Origin of the sequence: Paenibacillus sp. FSL W7-1287 (assembly GCF_038004245.1) — a bacterium.
Taxonomy (GTDB): domain Bacteria; phylum Bacillota; class Bacilli; order Paenibacillales; family Paenibacillaceae; genus Pristimantibacillus; species Pristimantibacillus camelliae.
On record NZ_JBBORD010000001.1, the window covers coordinates 1,782,127 to 1,804,071 of the forward strand.

Genomic DNA, 21,945 nt, shown 5'->3' on the forward strand with positions numbered 1-21,945 from the left:
AGCTCGTATCAAGCGAGATCATCTAATGTCATTTTTTATAAATCATACCAATTATCCAGTTTACATACATACAGTATGTATGTTAAGATCTCCTTAAATTAACGAAGGGGGTTTTATTTTGAAAGTATCCAGTTTTTATCCCGTTATATTAACAGAACAGGTGTTAACAACAGCCGAGTTTTACACGAAGCATTTTGGATTTGAGAAGGTGTTCGAGGCAGATTGGTATGTCAGTTTGAGAATGTCTAGTCATACAATTCCATTTGAGTTGGCTATACTCGATGCAGCTCATCCGACGATTCCCGAGGGCTATAGGAGCAAAATAAACGGGCTGATCCTTAACTTTGAAGTAGACGATGTAGATGCAGAATACGATCGTCTTATTCGTGGGGCTAAGCTTCCCCTTGAACTTGAGATTAGAAGCGAGGATTTTGGACAGCGTCATTTCATCACCTCCGATCCTAATGGGATCTTAATTGATGTCATTAGCGTTATTGCTCCCACAGATGACTATAATAGCCAATACATCGAGGAAATCTGGAAATAAGGAGAGTGTTATGGAATCCTATACACCACTAAAAAACTACTTCGGAAAAGAGCTCGCTGTTCGGCTAGCTGAGCTAATCAAACCCTTCTATCCTAGTTTTCAGGTATCTAGCTTTGTTAATGCTGTGGAGCAAAATGTAAATGAGCTAGAACTGAAGGCAAGAGTGCAAAGGATTGCAGATGAGCTGAACCGAAATTTACCTTTGGAATACTCCGATCAGCTTGCTGTTTTATTAAATATTGTTGGACCGGAAAATGAATATGAGCAAGGCATGTTCACAGAGGGCTATTTCCTTATGCCTGTAGCAAACTTTGTAGAAAGATATGGGCTGCAGCAATTTCAGATTTCTATGAATGCTCTATATGAAATTACAAAACGACATACATCGGAATATGCCATTCGTCCATACCTTCACCACTATCTTGAGGATTGTATTAAAACATTAACCGTCTGGTCTTACGATTCGAATGCTCATGTGCGCCGTTTGGTCAGTGAAGGGACTCGACCTCGTCTTCCATGGGCTAAACGGATAAGTGCTCTTGGAGGGGATCCTATGCGTAATCTCGCTTTGCTTGAGCCGTTATTAGATGACTCCTCTAGTTATGTTAGACGTTCTGTAGCTAATCATTTGAATGATTTGACGAAGGATTACAAACAAGTCACGATAAAGTGGATTGACGATAAACGAAGTATAGGCTGGGATCACGCTCCAAGCATGGTTCGCCACGCATTAAGATCGTTAGTGAAGTCAGGGGATCAGGAGGCATTGGCAATAGTAAAGGGACTCTAGTAATATAGGAGCATACATGTCTGATGAATGGAGAGCTTGTCAATCATGAGGAGAAGTAAGGAAGAAACAACGGAAACGATTCGAAAGCTTATTAGTGTGGCTAGAACCCACTTTAATAAGTATGGTTATGCGGATACAGCATTAGAAGCGATCGTTCTTGAAGCGGACTTAACACGGGGCGCAGTCTATCACCATTTTCGCAATAAGAAAGAGCTGTTTCGAATCGTACTAGAGGATGTTCAACGAGAGGTTGCTGAGCGTGTGGAGCGTGAGGCGTCGACTAGCGAAGATGTATGGCAGCAGCTTTACTTGGGTTGCCGCGCGTTTATTATGGCAGCCGTAGAAGAGCAAAGAAAGAGAATTATGCTAATTGATGGTCCGTCTATTCTTGGCTGGGAAGTTTGGAGAGAGATGGATAAAAAGCATTCCATGCGACTATTAAAGGGTCAGCTTGAAATTATGCAAAACGAAGGATTTTTTCGGAATACTCCCCTCGATGCAACGACTTATTTTATTTCAGGCGGATTAAATGAGCTTGCTCTTTGGCTTGCCAACGAATCTGAGCAGTTGAAAGCCTCTGAGGAAATTATGAAGATGCTTACTGTGTTTTTAGAAGGCTTTAATCAACGTACGATGCATTCCTAAGATAAGAGATTTTTTATTCCAAGAGTCCTTTTGTTATAATGAAATGGCTAGTAAACAACCATTTAAGGAGAGATTACATTGGCTTTGAATCCATATTTAATTTTCGACGGAAATGCACGAGAGGCTGCATTGTATTATGCAGAAGTATTTGGTCTTCCCGAACCACAGCTTATGACCTTCGGATCGGTACATTCAGAGCACTTACCCCCGGGAACCGAGAATTTGATCATGCACACGAACCTAGATATTGCTGGTGGTAAATTAATGATCTCCGACAATATACCAGGAACTTCTTTTCAGCAGGGGACTAACTTTACAATTGCTTATGTAAGTAACGATGAGAAGGCAATAAGAGATGCATTCGAAAAGTTAAAGGTGGACAGCGTGAGTGTAATGATGGAGCTGCAGGAGACACCATGGAGCAAATGCTACGGCAGCCTAACTGATAAATTCAACATCGAATGGCAATTCAGTCATGAAGCCTGAAAATTTGAACGTATTTTATATGAAATAGGCTGGGTAACTCCCGCCTAATAGATGAGAGTCCTGAACACTTACGTGAAGTAAGAGATTCGGGACTCTCATGTTTTAAATACAAATTCTATATAATCTCCGTAACATTTATTAAGTTAAGATTTTGAAAATTAATGCAATAAATCCCTATATTTACAAAAACTAAACCCAAGCTTGTTCATTACGATGATAGAATGAAACTGCATTCTTAGACCACGACATCATGACTGATAAAAATATCATGTTGGAGGGACAAGTGATGAATTGGAAACCGTACAAGCGCTTACTGGCTGCAGCTCTTGCAGCACTAACGTTGACGATGAGCGCGCAGGTTGTACTGGCAGATGGACCTGCTGATCCAGCGCCGTTCATTAACGCGAAGGTTGTGAACGAGAATGCTGGTAAGAAGGTGCTATTCGACAATACGCACGCTCAGACGGCGGGTGCAGCGGATTGGGTCATTGACGGAGGATTTTCTGATTTTGGACAAGCGATTGCGGCGGATGGCTACTACGTTAAGGAGCTTCGTAAGTCAAGCCCGTTCACCTATGATGATCTGAAGGATTATGACGTATTTGTCGTTGCGGAGCCGAACATTCCGTTCAAGCAATCTGAACAAGAGGCGATGGAGCAATATGTAGAGGATGGCGGAAGCATCTTCTTTATCGGCGACCATTACAATGCTGATCGAAATAAAAACCGCTGGGATGGCTCTGAATCGATTAATGGTTACCGACGTGGAGCGTGGGATAATCCTACAAAAGGGATGAATGCAGAAGAAATTGCAGCGATGCAGGGTGTTGTTAGCTCTGACTGGCTAAGTGATAATTTTGGCGTTCGTTTTCGTTATAATGCACTAGGCGATGTAACAGCGAATGTTATTGTTGAATCAGAGCAGGCATTTGGCATTACAGATGGCGTAGAGGCTGTAGCGATGCATGCTGGATCGACGCTTGCGATTACTGATCCGACAAAGGCGAAAGGTATCGTCTATGTGCCAGAAACAAATGCAGCATGGGGGAATGCAGTTGACCAAGGTGTGTACAACGGCGGTGGCATTGCCGAAGGCCCCTATGTAGCAGTAGCGAAAAAAGGCAAAGGCAAAGCGGCATTTATCGGGGATTCTTCTCCGGTTGAGGACGCATCACCGAAATATTTGCGTGAGGAGACTGGCGCTAGAAAAACGACCTATGACGGCTTTAAGGAGCAGGATGATGCCGTTCTACTGCTTAATCTTATTGATTGGCTTGCTGAGCAGGAGGACTATACGAGTCTTGCACAAGTCACTGGATTGCAGCTTGATCAGCCGACCGTTCTGCTGCCAATGGAGGAACCTTCTGCTTCAACGGAGCCTCAATCCGAGCCTTGGTCTGCTCCAGCTGCGGGCTATAAATGGTATGACAGCTCGACATTTAAGCCGGGCTCCTATGGTGGACCTGCAGCTGCTGCACAAGCGGAGTATAGCTTCTTGCATCAGTCGCAGCTGCCTACGCAACAAATCTTTCAAATTCGAGTTGTTGTAACGAATTTGCCGCCGAATACGACGGTGTCAGGCTTTAGCACAGGCATTTACTTAACGGGAGGCACTCAAATTGCTCAGTTTCAGCGAGAGGATGGAACGTGGCCGACTAGCTATGGCTATAGTACGGCATACAGCGTAACCTCTGACAGTAATGGTCGTGCGTTTAAGGATTTGACGGTTCGCCTTAATCCTAATACTACTGCAACGACGGCCAATCTTCGTTTGCGTCAGAACGGAACGAATTTATTGACACAAAGTGTTCAGCTGGCTAATGTTCCAGCAGAGGAGCTCCCTGGCGAGGAGGGACCAATCCCTGCACTGATTTCTATTGAAGAAGCACGTACCAAGTCAGTAGGCGCAACGGTTACCGTTGAGGGTGTTATTACGACGGAGCCTGGCTTGTTCGGTGCTCAGGGGTTCTACGTACAGGATGAGACAGCTGGTATATACGTGTTTCAGACGCAGAGCGGATTTCATCAAGGGGATAAGGTGAAGATTACAGCTCCACTGACGCTCTTTAACACAGAGCTGGAATTGACGGATATCGTTGCGATTGAAAAGACTGGCACCGCGGAGCTACCGACAGCAGCCGAAGCTGAGTCTATTGATGACGCGAATCAAGCTCAGCTGGTTGTGCTGCGTAATGTGACGATTGAGAACATAATTGAGGCAGCTCCAGCTGGATCCTTTGAATTTGATGCCGTTAGCGGTAGCCACACCAGCCATGTGCGTGTTGATGGGCGTACCAGCTTATCATTGACAAACTTTCCTTTCGAGGAAGGAGATATTGTAGATATTACGGGCATATCAGCCATTTTTAAAGATGTGTATCAGCTTAAGCCGAGAGGCTTGGAGGATTTTGCGGAGGCTGCAGCCTCCTTAGACGTGCTCGCACCAGTGACTAGCGCAGTATTGTCAGAGCAACCAGCTCCTGCTGCAGAAGGCTGGCATAAAGAAGCTGTAACTGTTACATTATCGGCTACTGATAATTCAGAGGGGCCTATAACGACTTACTACGTGTTGAATGGGAGCGAAACGCTTACGTATACTGCTCCAATTCAATTAAGTAATGAAGGAATTAATTATCTATCCTATTATTCTATCGACCAAGCAGGGAACGAAGAAGAAGCAAGCAGTCTTCTTATTAAGCTTGATCTAACAGCGCCAACTGCCGTGCTGACGCAAGCTGGTGGACAGCTTGAAGACGTCTCAGTCAAGGAGACAGTCAGCTTCGAGCTTGCTGCCTCAGATAGTCAATCTGGCATTGCTTCTGCTGAGCTGCTGCTGGACGGGGAGTCACTCGTAACCGGTACGGAGCTTTCAGCAGCTGATCTAGGTGTCGGTGAGCATGTGGTTAGCTATGTCGTTACTGACATAGCTGGTCATCTAACAGAGGGAAGTGCAGCATTTACGGTAGTAGAGGAGCTTTCCACAGCAGCTCCGGGTAAGCCTGTGCTAAGCCATAACAATGGTCATGCTAACGGGCTGCTAGCTGGCAGCTTCACCGTAACGATGAATATGTGGTGGGGCAATAACGGCTCCGTCTATAAGCTGTATGAGGATGGCGAGCTGATCTATACAACGAAGCTGACCGATGCGTCTCCTTCAGCACAAACAGTGAAGGTGGACGTATCAGGCAAGGGGAATGGCAGCTATACCTATGTAGCGGAATTGTCTAACAGCCATGGTACAACAGTAAGTGCTCCGCTTACCGTAACGGTGAAGGATGCTGCTCCTGGTCTATCGGTATTATCTCACAATAACTGGGATGGCGATGGCAGCTACAACATCTCAATGAACATGTGGTGGGGGACAAACGCTAGTGAATATCGCTTGTACGAAAATGGCGAGCTAATCGACACTCAAAGCTTGACGGAAGCGACGCCGACAGCACAAAATGCCGTTACAGTGGTGTCCGGTCGCGCGCCAGGAGTATATGAGTATCGTTGTGAGCTCGTTAACTCGGCTGGTTCTACATTCAGCAAGACGATTACCGTTACCGTTAAGCAATCCAGACAAGCAGCATAATAAAGGAGAAGCAAGGAGCACGTGGACATTCCACGCGCTCCTTGCTTCTTAGCTGTAAGTTATTCAAAATAATGCGACTCAGGTGGCTATGACGCATAGTCACCTGAGTCGCTTTGTTTTATTGTTCAGATGGAAGTGTAGCTGCGTAGTGCTCAATAAACTGCAGTGCTTTTTCTGCATTTGGCGCATTCGCGCGAATGCCAACAAGCAATTTGGTGTGAGCAATTGGCAGATCCTTCGCTAGATCGCTTTCGGTTAGATCGATCATATAGACGTGCTCTGGCCCGATCGGTTCATTATCCTCCTGTACGGCTCCCTTGACAGCGTACTTGCTATCTACAAGATGTGATAATGACTCTACGTTGTCTAGCTCAATATACATTCCTGCCTGCTGGAAAGTCCAATCCTTCATGGCCTCGTCTGCGATATAAAGATCAGGTGTTTCTGTCATCAGCATGACCATCGCCTTTTGCAAATATGCATATTGCATCGAAGGATCATCAGGGACATAAATCATTTCCGTTACGACACGCTGAAACTCTGGGAAATCAGTTAAAAATTTCTCATTCGTTGTTTCAAAGTTTTTATCATCAGTCGTATCAAAGTAGTTACCGATAAATGAAATAGATAAGTCAATTGGTGGCAAGCTTGCAAGATAGCGCTTTTCCTCTTGACGATCGATAAAAGCAACGATACCGTAAATGAGCGCTATAACGAGCCCGATTGCTACGAAGGTATGAATTTTATAATAGCGCCAAAAATGATCAAGCTTCTTTGCTTGTCCAGCCATTTTTTTGTATTTACCGTATTCCTCTTGCTCAAAAGCTTCTGTATATTGTTTCGTTTCATAATCTAAGATCGCTCGATACGCTGCCGTAATCTTATCAAAATCAAAACCATCATCAGGTAGTGTTTGACCTAGGGCAGCTTGCTTTGTTCTTGCTCTGTGCTTCCGCAAAGCCTGATCATAGCGTTGTTCAACGAGTCCTTTACTTGCAAATGGTTCAAGACCTAGCTCTTCATAGGCTTTTTTTATGTCTTCCATTCTGTCACCCCTGCATTGATTTTCATTTCCAAATTTTATAATTGGTTTAAGGTTTCTAGATTAGTATACGATATTTTGTAGTCCGATGGATGCATTATTTGAAGAATGTTTGTCGGATGTCTGAAAATGTAATCGTTTTATATAGTTTATGCTATTATTGTACGGTGCAAAATAATGTTGGTTGCATTATTATCATTACACCGATGGTAAGTGGTTTTATTAGTGAAAGGAATGGTTGTCGTTGTTGTACGATCCTGTCGTATTTGAAAATTTAAAGGTAGCCTTCGAAAATCAGCTGTATGATCTTGATAATTTGGACCAAAGAATCGTCATAACAAGTCGTACAGATATTTTGGATATGGCTGTTATGTCAAGGCGGTGGTCTCTTGGCTTTATGCTGCCTGATCGCGAGCAAAGCTGTGCGGTTAAGGCTGAAATTATATTATCCACCTCGATCGAGGATTTATCCGATGAACTACTTGAACGTTCAGGTACAAATCCAGCCTGCAGCCTGCTATTGAAATTTACAGGCAGTGTTGAGCAGCCGACGGTCGATTGTCCGCAAATCGAGCGAGTGATTGAGGAAGCCTGGAATCGAGATTTAATCCCCGTTCAGCGGTTAACAGCAACCTTTGGCGATCATGCCTATCCTATTGAAGGGGCTGAGCTGTGGGTCCCACGCTACTATGAAAATGAAATTCTTCTACCGTTCAATCGCCGAATTAATGAGGATCAGATGGAGGATTTAGAGTCATTGATCGAGCATACGATTCGAACGCTTGAAGCTTTAGACAAGATTATGCTATAGTAACAGTTGACAATTGAACAAAAGTTCTGAGCAGCTACTCATGTAGTCTCAGGAGAGGTTCGCGAACTCCCTCTATAAAAAACTAAACGGAACGATAGCCGCTATCAATGTATAGTACGGTATCGTTGTTTTGTGTTCGGTGAGTATTGCTTCTAGCAATGCTCACCGTTTTTTGTTGGATAGCTGGGGCGTACGTTGCTTGGATTTGTTATCGATTGATCATTATTGGTCAGGAGGAGTATCTATGCTGCAGCAAGAAAAAGCAGTCGTAGTTTTTAGTGGTGGTCAGGATAGCACCACTTGTTTATTTTGGGCGTTAAAAAACTTTGCCGAGGTAGAAACGGTAACGTTTCATTATGGACAGCGCCATGCCCAAGAGCTTGATTGTGCTGCTAGTATCGCGAAGGAGCTTGGTGTAAAGCACCATGTGCTCGATATGGGATTGCTTAATCAGCTTGCCCCTAATGCACTCACGCGCTCTGATATTGAAATTGAAGCGAAGGATGGCGAAGTTCCTACAACCTTCGTGGAAGGACGTAATTTGTTGTTTCTTTCCTTTGCAGCCGTGCTTGCTAAAGGAATCGGAGCAAAGCATATTGTAACCGGTGTTTGCGAGACTGATTTTAGCGGTTATCCAGATTGCCGTGACATTTTTGTAAAGTCATTAAATGTAACATTAAATTTGGCGATGGACTATTCGTTCGTTATAGATACACCACTTATGTGGCTAGATAAAGCAGAAACATGGCGTCTAGCAGATGATTTGGGGGCATTTGATTTCGTTCGTGAGCGAACACTAACGTGCTATAACGGCATCGTTGCGGATGGCTGCGGGGAGTGTCCTGCTTGTCAGCTACGTCGCCGAGGACTTGAACAATACTTGGAAAGACGGGAGGGCTAATGATGCTACAACAGCTCTATCCGCAGGTTCAGCATCCTTTTGCCTATGAGCTTAACAAGGATTTTCAGTTTGCAGCTGCACACTATGTTCCCTCTTCAAAAGCTGGAAAATGCCAGCGAGTGCATGGACATACGTATTTCGCTAACGTTACTGTAGCCGGCAATGAGCTGGATGATACTGGATTTTTAGTGAACTTTGCAACGATTAAGCAGCTGATACATGATCGTTTCGATCATACGCTACTTAATGAGCATAACGATACCTTTAATGATGAGCAGCCTGATTTTTTTCCAACTACTGAGGTTGTAGCTCGGACGATTTACGAGATTATTGCGAATTACTTGGCAACGACTGACAATAAGCCGATGTGCCTTCAAGTGTTTTTGCGTGAAACACCAACAAGCTATTGCTTATATCGTCCAGTTGAGCTGCTTCGCGAGCTGCAAGGAGGGAGCCGCTAATGGAAGCTGTTGAAGTGAAGCCGAGTGAAGCTACAACAGCTCGCGCGATTCCAGTGCTAGAGGTTTTTGGACCAACAGTGCAAGGAGAAGGGATGGTCATCGGACGAAAAACGATGTTTGTCCGTACGGCAGGCTGTGATTATCGCTGTGCTTGGTGCGACTCTGCATTCACTTGGGACGGAAGTGCGAAGGATGATATTAGAATGCTTACGTCCGCTCAAATTATTGCTGAGCTCGATGCGCTTGGTCAGGATTGCTATGATCACGTGACGCTTTCTGGGGGGAATCCTGCGCTGCTGTCGCAGCTTGGAGAGCTCATCGAGCAGCTTCATGCTAGAGGCAAGCAGGTTGCACTGGAAACCCAAGGCAGCCGTTGGCAGGATTGGTTCCTGTTAATTGATGATCTGACGATCTCGCCTAAACCTCCGAGCTCTAAGATGGATACAAACTGGGAGAAGCTGGATGATATTGTCGAAAAATTAGTAAAGCATCAGTCTCAATTTTGCCTCAAGGTTGTCGTCTTCAATGAAGAGGATTTAGCCTATGCGAAGCGGGTGCATCAGCGGTATCCGAAAGTGCCTTTTTATGTACAAGCCGGTAATGATGAGCTGGCGGAGCAGGAAGCTGCACGATTGCTGCCTTATTTGCTTGAACGCTATGAATGGCTAATTGACCGTACGATGGCAGATGCGGAACTGAATTCGGTTTATGTGCTGCCGCAGCTTCATACGTGGGTGTGGGGCAATAAAAAAGGGGTATAGTAGCCCTTAATATGTTGAGTAGGAAGGAAGAGTATCAGATGGAAGGTAGAAAACAAGAAGAACTTACAGGAATTACATTGCTTGGCAACCAAGGGACTAAGTACCCGTTCGACTATGCGCCAGAGCTGCTTGAGACATTTGACAACAAGCATCCAAATCGTGATTACTTTGTTAAATTTAACTGTCCAGAATTCACTAGTCTATGTCCGATTACAGGCCAGCCAGATTTTGCGACGATCTATATTTCTTATATTCCTGATGTGAAAATGGTGGAAAGCAAGTCGTTGAAGCTATATTTATTCAGCTTCCGTAACCATGGAGATTTTCACGAGGACTGCATGAACATTATTATGAACGATTTAATTAAGCTTATGAATCCACGTTATATTGAAGTATGGGGCAAATTCACCCCTCGTGGTGGAATCTCTATCGACCCGTACACAAACTGGGGACGTCCTGGTACAAAATATGAGCAAATGGCTGATTACCGCCTCATGAATCATGATTTGTACCCAGAAAAAATCGATAATCGATAAGCATAGCAATTATTTATTATTATTATTATAAATACGTGACTTAAATATCTAAGCCAGCATCGGTAATCGCGCCTGTTAAAGCGTGCACCACCGATGCTGGTTTTTTCTACATCGTATAACGCCCTCAAGGCACTGCCTCCCTGATCCACTCATACACAAGCTCCAAGCGGCAACCTGCTTAGTGGAAAGCGTCAGCGCTGCGCTTGTACCCTGCTTTGTACATAGGGAAGCCTCATATATTTCTGCCTCCCTGAACCACCCACAAAGAGCTCCAAGCGGAGCAACCTACTCGGTGGAAAGCGCCAGCGTCGGGCCTTGTGCCCCGTTTTGTAGTACATAGGGAAGCCTCATATATTTCTGCCTCCCTGAACCACCCACAAAGAGCTCCAAGCGGCAACCTGCTCAGTGGAAAGCGCCAGCGTTGGGCCTGTACCCCGCTTTGTACATAGGGAAGCTTCATATGTATTGCCTCCCTGAATACCCACAAAGAGCTCCAAGCGGAGCAACCTGCTCGGTGGAAAGCGCCAGCGCCGGGCCTTGTGACCCGTTTTGTACCACTAAAGTTATCATTCCACAAAACGGGTCACAAAAGCCCGTGTAACCGAGTACGGTCTGCGTAGCGTGTAAAAGCCCGTGTAACCGAGTACGGTCTGCGTAGCGTGCAAAAGCCCGTGTAACCGAGTACGGTCTGCGTAGTGCTGAAAAATGGTTGCATCTTTACACACTTCCTGCATATAATAAGAACATATGTTCGTGTTATAGTAAATGAAAACGAGGGGAACGCTGTTGGTAACGGGAGCTTGTAGGGAGGTACGAAAATGAGTATCATTAATACGAAAAGTGAGCATAGACTAGCAGCAGAGGGCAAGACAAGTTCTGCACCAGCTATACCGCTTCAGGAGCAATATGAGTCAGATGCGATAAAACAGTATGTACTGCTTGAGATGGTGCTGCGCATTATCGATCATGATGTAAAGGCAATAGGCAATTCGAAAATTAAGCTGCCGCGTTTGTACGAATCCATTCTTCGTGGAGTTCAGGATCGTGTTCTGCTTGATATGGCTGATCTAAGGCGCATGTTCCGCAAGAATGGCATTAAAATTTATGAAGAGCTGCAGGAAAAGGAAGGGCTGCTTGCCAAATACGTGTGCAGGGGCTACCACCACCAGCTGTTTATGCTGTGGGGCTTTATAAAAGTAGAATGTGAACGCGTACTGAAGCAATATATGTCTGCATAATTCAAGAAATGTTCATCATTTTGTCATAAAGATGAAAAACTTATCTAATTTAATTAGTTAATGGTTGAGAAAATTGGGCTTTGTTAGGTAATATAGGAAATAGACATTATGATATAGAAGGGGAGCACATTGTAATGCAGAAATGGATTATGTTTACTTTAGTATCGATTGCGTCTGTAATGGCTGTATGTCTATTGGCTTTCGGATTACCGGATAAGCCTGTAGATGAATCCGCTTCATTACCTGAAGGTGTATCTTTGATGAAGATCATCGCATCAAATGACTTTACCTTTAATGAAGAGGAGTTTACTGCTAACGTTGGCGATACTGTCATTATGCGTTTCTCTAACAAAAGCGGAATTCATGGAATTGATATTGAAGAATTAGGAATTAGTTTGGACAAGGATAACGCGGAAACAGAGCATACGTTTACAGAGCCAGGCGAATATTTGATTGTTTGTAACATCCCATGTGGACCTGGACACGCTACAATGACTGCGAAGCTCATTGTAACAGCAGCATAGTAGATTATAAAAGAGCCTTTCGGGGCTCTTTTTTCTTTTGTACAGCTCACCTGCTAGCTCATGTGGCAATGAGTTAGCGAAAATGAGATTATAGTTGTCGTAAAATGGCGACTAGGGTATCATTAAGAAAGATTGAAGCAGTGCATTTTAAGTGAATAGTAGGAGGAAATCTCATTGATCACACATATTGTATTTTTCAAATTAAAGGACAACAGTCCAGCAAAAGTTGAAGAAACAGCACAAGTGCTGCGTAATATGGAAGGTAAGATCGAGCAATTAAAATATATCGAGGTTGGTGTAGATATTCTGCATTCTGAGCGCTCTTATGATATAGCGTTAATTACGAAATTCGATTCGATGGCTGATCTTGATGCGTATCAAGTGCATCCTGTACATCAAAAAGTGATCGAGCATATGTCTGTAGTACGTGAATCCTCTGTTGCAGTAGACTACGAAAGCTAAGAGGAAGCAGAACGATGCGTGAAGTTTATGAAATGGCGACCTATCTTGTACTCATCATTGTAAGCTGCATAGTGATGGGAGTATGGTTAAAGCGCAAAGGAAAGAAGAAAGAACAGCAAGAACAGAAAGAACGGTCTGAAAAGCAATAGCAGCGGAAAAGGTGGCGATAAATTCGTGTATTACGTAAATCAAGAGCAGATATCGATACGTTTAGCTGTAATACCCGCTTTAACGGATACGATGAATATGCTGCAGCAAAATTGGACAGGCTCTGCGATTGAGCGTCTGGCTCAGGAACGTGCATTGCATATCGCGATCGAGGTTGTTACGGATGTAGGCAGCTATCTTATTGATGGATTTCTTATGCGTGATGCTTCCAGCTATGAGGATATTGTAGAGATTACAGCTGGTGAAGGTGTATATCCAGACGGTATGAAGGAAGTATTACTTGAACTTGTTCGCTTACGTCGTCCGCTAGTCCAAGAGTATTATGAATGGCAGTCTGATGAGCTGCATCCGTTAGTCAAACAGCTCCCACAGCTGCTCAATGATTTTAAAGCAGCGGTCGAGCAATATGTAGCATCAGAGTTAGTATAGGATGAGGGTGAGCTATCATGAAGCAAACTGGTTCGACTCGAGACGCCATTATTTACAAGCTGCGTAGTCAAGGACGAATGCAGATCAGCGCAATAGCTCACCAGCTCGGATTAACTGAAATGGCTATTCGCAGACATATGCATGAGCTCTCGAAACAAGGCTATGTAGACATTATTTCGATCAAGCAAGCAATGGGAAGACCGCTTCATGCTTATGAGCTAACCGCAAAGGCAGAGGAGCTGTTTCCTAGAAATTATCAGCTGCTTGCTGTTGATTTGCTTCGTGAGCTGGAGGATGATCCAGATACGAAGCCTTATATCGATCGCATGTTCCAGGGCAGAAAGCAAAAGCTTAAGCAGCGCTATGCCGCAAGCATGAAGCGCAAGGACCTGGCTAGTAAGGTTGAAGCATTAACAGTGATTCAGCAGGCAGGCGGCTATATGGCAGAAATGAAGCAGGATGAGCTTTACTATTATATCGAAGAATATAATTGCCCGATAAAAGGTGTGGCTGACCAATACTACCAAGCATGTCAATGTGAGCTGGAATTGTTCCAAGAGCTGTTGGATGCTCCGGTGGAGCGGGTGGAGTGCTTGTCCAAGGGCGGTACTAAATGCAATTATCGTATACCGATATCTACAAAAGCATAATAGAGCAGTAATCATTAAGAACGCATGGCGGTAACCGCCATGCGTTTTTTTTGTGGAATATTGTGTCAGGACAAGCCCAATCTGATTATAATGTGGTACGCGACTGGGCAGATGTCTAGTAAAGTTTCTGCAAGGGAGGAGTAGTCATGCCGATAGAGCATAGCTTGCTAATTATAGCAGCAGCTGTTGTCATCGCTGTTTGTGCGGTCATCATTACGCTGCGTATGCTTGTGTTAAGGTTAAGTGTCATCATGAGAAGAACCACCGAGATGCAGCGTGATTTGAATCGATTAGCTACGGAATGCAGCACGTTGATTGAAACGACAGATTATACCGTCAAAGAGATTGGAAAGACCGTTTCAGCGGTAAATCATGTAGCAGAGGCAGCTAAAACGATAGGACAGAGCATGGAGCAAACGGCCGTTTCAGTTAGAAAAGTAAGTGATAAGTTTGCAAAGCGAGCTACCATGTATGTAGAGAAAGAAAATAAACAGCTGGACGATGTGATGCAATGGGCAGAGCTTGCAATGTCGGCATGGCAGCTTTGGCAGGATGGTCGTACAAAAAGTGAAAAGTGAGAAGGGAGAAATAAATATGGCTTTCAAAAACAAAGGTGTTGCATTTATTGTAGGTGCGGTAGCAGGTACTGTTGTAGGTAGTGTGACAGCATTGCTGTTAGCACCTAAAAGCGGGAAAGAGCTTCGCGGTGATATTAAGGCTGGTACAGCAAAAGTGGTGGAAGCAGGCTCTGAAGCGATTGATCATGTTTCCGAAACAGTTTACGAGGTAAGTAAAAAGGTTGAAGACCGCGCTGTGAAATTAGTTGAGAATACGAAGCAAGGCGTTCAGCAGGCTGTAGCCTATGTTAAAGGCGGTAAAACAAATGAAATCAATACAGAAGATGTGGTAGCTAATGAAGCTAGTACGACAGAAGCAGAAACGGATAATAATGAGCTAAATGAAACAGCTGCTGAAGTGCATGCAGAGACGCAAACGACTGAAGCAAAAGAAGCAGAGCTGGAAGCGACAACAGCTTCAGAACAATCCGACGAACCGAAGCAGAAACTAGCTGTTGTCCAGTAAAACAAGTCTTCTATAATTGGGCTTGCAATGCAACTCGGAATGTTGAATACTACTTACAGGGCAGAGTTAAGAAGAAAGTGGTGGGGTTGTGCAACGTCCGATAGCGGTGTTGGATTCTGGCGTAGGTGGATTGACAGTAGTGAAGGAGCTGCTTAAGCAGCTGCCGCAGGAAATGATTGTATATTATGGTGATACAGCAAGAGCTCCGTATGGACCTAGACCAACGGAAGAGGTTGTTAGCTTTACAGAAGAAATAGTAAATAAGCTGCTTCGATATGACCCGAAATTAATCATTATCGCATGTAATACAGCAACTGCCGCCGCATTGGATAAACTAAAACGCTCACTAAACGTTCCAATTATTGGTGTAATCGAGCCAGGAGCTAAAGCTGCACTGCAAGCTACCCAAACCGGTTACATCGGTGTAATAGGTACGGAGGGCACCATAAAGAGTAAGGCGTATGATCAGGCATTGCTTGCCTATACGAAGGATATTCAAATTGTTACGCAAGCATGTCCGGCATTTGTGCCATTAGTTGAGAAACGAGAGTATCATAGTACAAAGGCATATCACGTTGTATATGAAGCAATTGGACATATGCGCTCATACCCAATAGATTGTTTAATCTTAGGATGTACACACTACCCATTTCTTGCAGATACTATTGCTGAAGTGATGGGCGAAAACGTAAGGCTTATTCATTCTGCAGAGGAAACTGCGCGTCAAGCACAAAAGCTCGTAGCCGAAAATGAGGCTGAGGATCAAGCAAAAGCAATAATACATGGATCTACGAAGATCATTCATCATTTTTTATGTAGTGGTAATGTGGACTCATTTCAAGCTATTGTAGAGGAATGGCTGGCAGCAGAGCTAGGCGCGAGAAAAAGAACGTACAGTAGAGTCGATCATTCTGCTTAATGAATGTATATTACCCAACCAACGGTCAGTTTCAAATGCAGAGGCTGACCGTTGTTGTATAGAGGATCGAAGTCTAGTGTATGTGAAGTTGTGGTTGATATATAATGGCAACAAATATATACAACAACGACGCTAAGGAGTGAAAGACAATGAAAAAGCTATTTTCTCTAAGACATTGGAGATCAACATTCTCATTAATTTATAAGCTAATTACTTCACGTCGCGTAGCTTTATGGGAAAAGCTGTTGTTTCTCATTCCTGTTGCTGTTTATTGGATTAGTCCGGATATTATGCCGTTTATACCAGTGGACGATATTGCTTTCACAATGATTATTGCAGAAGCGTTTGCTAGCAGAATGGCTAAGAAGTATAATATAACTAGAACGTAACAGAGACAGAAGAATAAGGAGCGGACAAGCTATGAAATGCAAAATCTCAAGAAATGCAGCGAAAGTGATAAAAACTGAGCTGGACAAGCCAGAAAGTGAAGGCAAGCTGCTGCGTGTATTTGTTACCCATGCGCACGGTGACCATGCACACTATGGTCTAGGAGTAGACAATCCTACGGAAGCTGATGTTGTCGTATCGACGGATAGTGGAATTGATGTTATTCTTGAAAAAGGCAATGAATTTTTAGATGGCGTACGCGTCGATTACTTTTACTTACCAGAAGAAGGCTTTGTTATTACAAACCCTTCAAAAGGAAACCACGGGGATCATTAATTAGCAAAAAGATGGACAGAATGGGAAGAGGAAACATGGCGACAAATGATATACGAGTTTGCGATAAATGCAGACATATGCAGATGAAGAGAACAGTAGCCAAGCTTGAAAAGCTAGTTCCTGGCACTGAAATTAAGATAGGCTGTAAATCGTATTGCGGTCCTTGTAAGCGTACTGCGTTTGTATTTGTAAACGGTCGATATGTGAAGGGCGCAACGGAAGATGAAGCCATTGAAAAAGCAATGACGTACGTAAAAAAATAATAGCTCGAGAAAAGTCCTTCACTTACGGCATGCCATAAGCTGAAGGGCTTTTTTCAAATGAAAGTGCAGGTAATGATGAGTAAACAAAGCAATCGTTGGTATTACAGCGGCTTGATTGGACTATTGGTCGCTGTAATTGCCTTTCAATTGATATGGCTTCCAGCTCCATATGTTATGTCCGCACAGCTGGAATGGATTGAGGTTATTAACTGGCTATATTATGTGCTGCTGCTCATTCCACTGTGCTGGCTTATCGGCGCTTGGCTATCGTGGCGCCAGACGAAAAATGAGCAAACGGCAAAAAGGGAAGTAAACAGCTTCTTGCAGATCATAATTATGGCAGGATCTGCAGCATTGATTGTACTGCTGTCACAGCCACTGCAATATTTAGCAGCTGCTGCTATATTGCTCGCGATCGTTATACTGGCCATAGGCTTAACGCTTTATTACAGGCTAGGCGTAAAAAGATTATTATGGCGCGGATTAGCTTACGCTCTAGCCCTGCTTGTATTGCTGTGCCCGACAGGGTATAACGTAACCTATCCTGGCATGACGATGAATATGAATAGCTATGCACAGCTGCAGCTAGCTCAGGATGAGCGTACGAATGGGTGGATCGATGGTGTTCTTGTATTTGAACGTCCAGCTTTTCCGATTGATTGGCTGTATGAGAAGCTTTTACAGCAGATCGTGGTGGAAAAAGCTGCTGAGAATGAACCGAGCATTAACGAAACCTATCGTCAAGTCGTACAAATGAAAAACAACGCTAACGAATTGGCTGCAGCTGTTGCTTGGCAGCAAGCAGGCAAAGGCCAAGCCATCTACTATGATGGAGTACAGGTTGCAGCCATTATGACACAGTCACCTGCAGATGGAGTATTAGAGGCTGGTGATATTATTACGGCAGTGAATCAGGTAGAAATTGTGCACCGCGATGAACTGCTGGAGTATATGTCTGGATATGTAAGGCCTGGTGAGGAAGTCGAGCTGCAGCTGCTAAGACAGAACGAGCGTAAAAAGGTTGTCGTTGGTACGATGCCGGCAAGTGAAGATGAGCAGCGCCCGGTATTAGGCATAGCAGTACAGGATGCTTATCATATCGATTTGGAGCTCGATATTAGTCTTGCAGCGTATATTGCGCACGCTGGCGGGCCCTCTCATGGTGCAATGCTAACTTTGGCGTTGTATGATCAATTGACTTCAGCTGATGTGACGAAGGGGTTACATATAGCGGGAACAGGTACAATTGAGGTAGATGGAAGTATAGGAATGGTTGGTGGAATTCCGCAAAAGGCCTATGCTGTAGGACGTACGGATGCAGATGTATTTTTTGTCCCGCTGGCTGGAATGGAAGCAGCTAAAGCCGCAGCTCCGCATCTCAATATCGTTGGCGTAGAGCACTTTGAAGATGTACTAAGCTGGATTGAACAGCACTAGCTAGATTATTACCAAAAAGTGTGCAAATAGAAAAGGATGCTCCCGTCACAGCCGTTGACGGAAGCATCCTTTATTAGTGTTAGAGTACCATTAACACAAGCTTATCGGGTATGACACAAGCCTATGGGGTACGCGGTGGAAGCGGTCCGAAGAACATGTTGAGGTTACATTGAATTCGTCCGTTGTACAGCTTGCGTTTCTTATCCGCAACCTTGCCCATATAATGCTCGACATCTGTTGATGGACTAAAGATAAAGTAAGACCATGTTGGATAGTATAGCGTCACTTTACCGAGCTGACGCATCGCTAGCTCAGCTTCTGTCTCATCACCTAAGCGCTCACCGTATGGTGGATTCGTAATGACTACGCCGTAATCTCCTTGAGGCCTAATCTTAGAAACAGGCAGCACCTGCAGCTTAATTTCCTTGCCAAAGCCAGCACGACGAATCGCTTGCTGCGCGATTTCGATTGCATTAGGATCGATATCCGAGCCCATGATGTTTAGTGGGATATCATCCTTTACTGAATCATAGGCTTCATCACGTGCTCTGTCCCATAGCTCGGCAGGAACAAGCTGCCAATTTTCGGAATCGAAGCTGCGGCGCAGTCCAGGAGCGATGTTCCATCCCAGCATAGCTGCTTCAATGAGAATTGTGCCTGAGCCGCAGAAAGGATCATAAAGCGGTCGATCTGGCTTCCAGCGAGATAACTGAACAATAGCAGAAGCCATCGTTTCACGAAGCGGAGCTTCTGTTGCGGCTTTACGATAGCCGCGCTTATGTAATCCTGAGCCAGAAGTATCAATTGTCAGCAACGCTTCATCGTTAAGAAGGGTTATCTCAATAACATAGAGAGGACCATCCTCAGAAAACCATTCAACGCCGTGCTTCTCCTTAAGCTTTTCAACGATCGCTTTTTTTACGACACCTTGCACAGCAGGCACACTTGTAAGCTGGGATTTATGAGAGCGACCATTTACCGGAAATTCTGCATCAGCGGGAATCCAGTCCTCCCAGTTTAGCGCCTTTACACCTTCAAACAAATCATCAAAGGTTGTCGCTTTGAACCGGCCCATATTAATGAGTACACGTCCAGCGGTACGCAGCCATAGGTTAGCACGTGCAATATCGATGAAATCACCTTTAAAGTTCACTCGACCGTTTTCGGTAACGGTATCCGTATATCCAAGCTCCTTCAGCTCACGAGCAACAATCGATTCAAGTCCCATTGGAGCTGTAGCAATTAAATTCAATTCAGCCATATATGCAACACTCATTTCTTTATAAAGTAGATCGAACTTCTATGCTAAATGCTATTTTACTGTATCTTGCTCAAATAACAAAGCTTGATTCAGTAATGTTGTCACAGCGACTATAAAATCATACAATAAACGTTAGACTAATGATAGATATTTGTGGAAAATCGACAAAGTGCAGAATGAGAGGAATCGCTAACGTGACGAATGAAGAACAATATATCGACAGTTTATTTGAACAAGATGAAATCCTAGAGAACATTCGTGAAGCAACGAGCGCAGCAGGAATGCCTGATATAGCAGTGGCTCAAGGCTATGGACGCTTGCTTACGATGCTAGTCAGTATGAACAACGTAACGAATGCGCTAGAAATCGGTGCCCTAGGCGGATACAGCGGAGTATGCATCGCGCGTGGCTTGCAGCAGGGAGGACGATTAACGTGCCTAGAGCTGCTGCCACAGTTTGCAGAGGTGGCAAAAACCAATGTAACAAAGGCAGGCTTTGGAGAGCAGATTGATTATATGATTGGTGACGCTAAGCTTAGCCTAGAGCAGCTTGTCGAGCGGAATGAACGCTTTCAATTTTTCTTTATCGATGCGGATAAGGAAGGGTATCCAGCTTACTTAGAATATGCCATTCGATTGGCTGATCCAGGTGCGATCATCGTAGCAGACAATATATTGCTCCGCGGTCGTACCATTAATGAGAACAAGCAAGGACCTGCTGTTCAAGCTGTACGTTCGTTCAACGAAACGATTGTAAGGGACGCTCGCTTGCAGAGCACGATATTGCCAGGCTATGACGGATTGGCAATCGCGCGTGTGCTTTAGTACAGACTAGCGAGGATAGATTATTCTAACTTATAAACGTGAAACAGCTAAGCAAGTTGTGCGCTTATCGGCACAGCAGGCTTAGCTGTTAAAGGGTTAAGGGTAGTGGCAGCTTCGAGCTAGTGCTTTTCCTGCCTTTTTAGTTTTAGCTTAGCTCGCTGGTTTATCAAGGAGTACCAAGCCCAAATTCCATTGACCAGCATTAATACAGCTGAAATAATAAATAGTCCATCGATACCAATCCAGCCAGATACAACACCGCCAGCAACGGGGGCAATCACATTGCCTAGACTAATAAAGCTGCTATTGAAGCTGTAGGTCCGCGTCTCCATACCTCTAGGAGAGTATTGGCCAAGCAAAGCGTTGACTGTCGGCACGAGACCTCCTAGGAAAAAACCGAGACAGAAGCGGGCAATTAATAAATGCCAAACATCTGAAGCGACGGCTTGGGGAATAAAGCTGACTGCTGCTCCAACTAGACTGATGAGCAATATTTTTTCTGCACCAATGCGATCACCAATTTTGCCAAGCACGGGTGAGGCGAGCATATTGGAAAGCCCGGTGGCCGAGCTTACAAGCCCTGCGAAGAAAGCGATATTGACTAATTCAGGATTAAGCTCCTGTATGTAGAGCGGTATTAACGACATAGGGCTCATATTAGCAAATTGAATCAAAACCGTAATCATAAACAATGCCATAATCTGAGGCACTGCGATGATTTGCTTGAATCCGGCTAGCACGGACATTTGCTCAGTGTTAGACGCTTCCTTGCGATTAAAGCGCTCCTTTACGACGAATAAAACGATCATTGTCGCAATAAAGATCGAGGCACCTGTAATATAAAATATAAAACGATAGCCTATCGCATCTGCAAGAATTCCACCTATAAGCGGACCAAGAATCGTACCAGCAATTCCTCCAGATTGCAGCGTTCCCATAGCGAATCCAAGCTTTTCTTTAGGTGTTGTGGCAGAGACAAGAGCTACTGAAGCAGGGTTAAAGCCTGAGATGACACCGTTGAGCAATCGCAGCAGCAGTAAATGGAGCGGTGTTGCGGCAAAGCCCATCAAGCACATGACAATCGCCATACCGAAGCCTGAACGCAGTAGCATAAGCTTACGGCCATAGCGTTCGGACAGTTTACCCCATAACGGCTGGAATAAAAAGGCGGTAACAAAGTTACTGGCAAAAATCGCTCCAGCCCATATCCCGATTGCATGGGGATCACTCAGGCCTAGATCAGTTTGCAAATATAGGGTCAAAAATGGCATAATCATAGTCATGCCAGACATTACTAGAAACTGACCAAACCATAAGACGATAAGATTCTTTTTCCATTGTTCCATACTATTATTATAGCATGTTTGCAAAACAATATTTTATACGCTGCATTTAACTCAAATGTCA

27 protein-coding genes and 1 riboswitch are annotated in these 21,945 nt (G+C 44.3%); of the genes, 24 read left to right on the forward strand and 3 right to left on the reverse strand.

Annotated elements, in window-relative coordinates; translation table 11 throughout:
* Positions 1-118 precede the first annotated feature (118 nt).
* The 5 genes from NSQ99_RS07890 (at position 119) to NSQ99_RS07910 (ending at position 6,045) form a co-directional block, all read left to right on the forward strand.
* On the forward strand, positions 119-547 hold the full coding sequence (locus tag NSQ99_RS07890) for a VOC family protein (RefSeq protein WP_340836075.1): 429 nt from the start codon (positions 119-121) through the stop codon (positions 545-547).
* A 10-nt stretch (positions 548-557) separates the two neighbouring features.
* Positions 558-1,337 (forward strand): DNA alkylation repair protein, encoded by a 780-nt coding sequence (locus NSQ99_RS07895; protein WP_340836077.1) that lies wholly within the window; start codon positions 558-560, stop codon positions 1,335-1,337.
* A 45-nt stretch (positions 1,338-1,382) separates the two neighbouring features.
* A complete protein-coding gene (locus tag NSQ99_RS07900; protein WP_340836078.1) occupies positions 1,383-1,982 on the forward strand; it encodes a TetR/AcrR family transcriptional regulator in 600 nt (199 codons plus the stop codon).
* A 78-nt stretch (positions 1,983-2,060) separates the two neighbouring features.
* Positions 2,061-2,468: a VOC family protein gene (locus NSQ99_RS07905; RefSeq protein ID WP_251670388.1), complete on the forward strand. Its 408-nt coding sequence runs from the start codon at positions 2,061-2,063 to the stop codon at positions 2,466-2,468.
* A 286-nt stretch (positions 2,469-2,754) separates the two neighbouring features.
* Positions 2,755-6,045, forward strand: coding sequence for an OmpL47-type beta-barrel domain-containing protein (locus tag NSQ99_RS07910; RefSeq protein ID WP_445670491.1), 3,291 nt, complete (start codon positions 2,755-2,757; stop codon positions 6,043-6,045).
* 118 nt (positions 6,046-6,163) lie between these two features.
* Here NSQ99_RS07910 and NSQ99_RS07915 read toward each other — a convergent pair whose 3' ends face one another.
* The gene (locus NSQ99_RS07915; protein WP_340836079.1) at positions 6,164-7,090 is read right to left on the reverse strand and encodes a hypothetical protein; all 927 of its coding nucleotides are present in this window, start codon (positions 7,088-7,090) and stop codon (positions 6,164-6,166) included.
* A 241-nt stretch (positions 7,091-7,331) separates the two neighbouring features.
* On the opposite strand from NSQ99_RS07915, the gene NSQ99_RS07920 reads away from it, so the two are divergent.
* The 18 genes from NSQ99_RS07920 (at position 7,332) to NSQ99_RS08005 (ending at position 18,453) form a co-directional block, all read left to right on the forward strand.
* A complete protein-coding gene (locus NSQ99_RS07920) occupies positions 7,332-7,898 on the forward strand; it encodes a hypothetical protein (RefSeq protein ID WP_340836080.1) in 567 nt (188 codons plus the stop codon).
* A gap of 48 nt (positions 7,899-7,946) precedes the next feature.
* Positions 7,947-7,990, forward strand: a riboswitch (PreQ1 riboswitch).
* Positions 7,991-8,145: 155 nt separating this feature from the next.
* Positions 8,146-8,799: a 7-cyano-7-deazaguanine synthase QueC gene (queC, locus tag NSQ99_RS07925; RefSeq protein WP_251670568.1), complete on the forward strand. Its 654-nt coding sequence runs from the start codon at positions 8,146-8,148 to the stop codon at positions 8,797-8,799.
* 2 nt (positions 8,800-8,801) lie between these two features.
* Positions 8,802-9,260 carry a 6-carboxytetrahydropterin synthase QueD gene (queD, locus tag NSQ99_RS07930; protein WP_251670570.1) on the forward strand — a complete coding sequence of 153 codons (459 nt, stop codon included), beginning with the start codon at positions 8,802-8,804 and terminating at the stop codon, positions 9,258-9,260.
* Positions 9,260-10,021 carry a 7-carboxy-7-deazaguanine synthase QueE gene (gene queE / locus NSQ99_RS07935; protein ID WP_340836081.1) on the forward strand — a complete coding sequence of 254 codons (762 nt, stop codon included), beginning with the start codon at positions 9,260-9,262 and terminating at the stop codon, positions 10,019-10,021. Before queD ends, queE begins: the two co-directional genes overlap by 1 nt.
* Positions 10,022-10,059: 38 nt before the next feature.
* Positions 10,060-10,557, forward strand: coding sequence for a preQ(1) synthase (gene queF, locus NSQ99_RS07940; protein WP_251670395.1), 498 nt, complete (start codon positions 10,060-10,062; stop codon positions 10,555-10,557).
* An 818-nt stretch (positions 10,558-11,375) separates the two neighbouring features.
* On the forward strand, positions 11,376-11,795 hold the full coding sequence (locus NSQ99_RS07945) for a hypothetical protein (RefSeq protein ID WP_251670397.1): 420 nt from the start codon (positions 11,376-11,378) through the stop codon (positions 11,793-11,795).
* A gap of 134 nt (positions 11,796-11,929) precedes the next feature.
* On the forward strand, positions 11,930-12,319 hold the full coding sequence (locus NSQ99_RS07950) for a cytochrome C oxidase subunit II (RefSeq protein ID WP_251670399.1): 390 nt from the start codon (positions 11,930-11,932) through the stop codon (positions 12,317-12,319).
* A 174-nt stretch (positions 12,320-12,493) separates the two neighbouring features.
* Positions 12,494-12,781, forward strand: coding sequence for a Dabb family protein (locus tag NSQ99_RS07955; protein WP_251670401.1), 288 nt, complete (start codon positions 12,494-12,496; stop codon positions 12,779-12,781).
* A gap of 14 nt (positions 12,782-12,795) precedes the next feature.
* Positions 12,796-12,930 (forward strand): hypothetical protein, encoded by a 135-nt coding sequence (locus NSQ99_RS07960; RefSeq protein ID WP_285855803.1) that lies wholly within the window; start codon positions 12,796-12,798, stop codon positions 12,928-12,930.
* Between the two features lie 25 nt (positions 12,931-12,955).
* Complete coding sequence (locus NSQ99_RS07965; protein ID WP_251670403.1) at positions 12,956-13,378, forward strand: DUF86 domain-containing protein; 423 nt, start codon at positions 12,956-12,958, stop codon at positions 13,376-13,378.
* Positions 13,379-13,395: 17 nt separating this feature from the next.
* A complete protein-coding gene (locus NSQ99_RS07970) occupies positions 13,396-14,028 on the forward strand; it encodes a helix-turn-helix transcriptional regulator (RefSeq protein ID WP_251670405.1) in 633 nt (210 codons plus the stop codon).
* A gap of 146 nt (positions 14,029-14,174) precedes the next feature.
* Positions 14,175-14,606: a DUF948 domain-containing protein gene (locus tag NSQ99_RS07975; protein ID WP_340836083.1), complete on the forward strand. Its 432-nt coding sequence runs from the start codon at positions 14,175-14,177 to the stop codon at positions 14,604-14,606.
* A 16-nt stretch (positions 14,607-14,622) separates the two neighbouring features.
* Positions 14,623-15,111, forward strand: coding sequence for a YtxH domain-containing protein (locus NSQ99_RS07980; protein WP_340836084.1), 489 nt, complete (start codon positions 14,623-14,625; stop codon positions 15,109-15,111).
* An 88-nt stretch (positions 15,112-15,199) separates the two neighbouring features.
* Positions 15,200-16,030: a glutamate racemase gene (gene racE, locus NSQ99_RS07985; protein ID WP_340836085.1), complete on the forward strand. Its 831-nt coding sequence runs from the start codon at positions 15,200-15,202 to the stop codon at positions 16,028-16,030.
* Between the two features lie 149 nt (positions 16,031-16,179).
* Complete coding sequence (locus NSQ99_RS07990; RefSeq protein WP_251670413.1) at positions 16,180-16,419, forward strand: hypothetical protein; 240 nt, start codon at positions 16,180-16,182, stop codon at positions 16,417-16,419.
* A 31-nt stretch (positions 16,420-16,450) separates the two neighbouring features.
* Positions 16,451-16,753, forward strand: a complete 303-nt coding sequence (locus tag NSQ99_RS07995) for an iron-sulfur cluster assembly accessory protein (protein WP_251670415.1) — start codon at positions 16,451-16,453, stop codon at positions 16,751-16,753.
* A 35-nt stretch (positions 16,754-16,788) separates the two neighbouring features.
* Positions 16,789-17,016: a DUF1450 domain-containing protein gene (locus NSQ99_RS08000; protein ID WP_251670417.1), complete on the forward strand. Its 228-nt coding sequence runs from the start codon at positions 16,789-16,791 to the stop codon at positions 17,014-17,016.
* A gap of 72 nt (positions 17,017-17,088) precedes the next feature.
* Positions 17,089-18,453, forward strand: coding sequence for a PDZ domain-containing protein (locus NSQ99_RS08005; protein ID WP_340836086.1), 1,365 nt, complete (start codon positions 17,089-17,091; stop codon positions 18,451-18,453).
* A 121-nt stretch (positions 18,454-18,574) separates the two neighbouring features.
* Here NSQ99_RS08005 and NSQ99_RS08010 read toward each other — a convergent pair whose 3' ends face one another.
* A complete protein-coding gene (locus NSQ99_RS08010) occupies positions 18,575-19,714 on the reverse strand; it encodes a THUMP domain-containing class I SAM-dependent RNA methyltransferase (protein ID WP_251670421.1) in 1,140 nt (379 codons plus the stop codon).
* A 194-nt stretch (positions 19,715-19,908) separates the two neighbouring features.
* Here NSQ99_RS08010 and NSQ99_RS08015 point away from each other — a divergent pair, with 194 nt between their 5' ends.
* Positions 19,909-20,538, forward strand: a complete 630-nt coding sequence (locus NSQ99_RS08015; RefSeq protein WP_340836088.1) for an O-methyltransferase — start codon at positions 19,909-19,911, stop codon at positions 20,536-20,538.
* A gap of 119 nt (positions 20,539-20,657) precedes the next feature.
* Here the strand turns inward: NSQ99_RS08015 and NSQ99_RS08020 are convergent, their stop codons facing one another.
* A complete protein-coding gene (locus NSQ99_RS08020; RefSeq protein ID WP_251670424.1) occupies positions 20,658-21,884 on the reverse strand; it encodes an MFS transporter in 1,227 nt (408 codons plus the stop codon).
* Positions 21,885-21,945 lie beyond the last annotated feature (61 nt).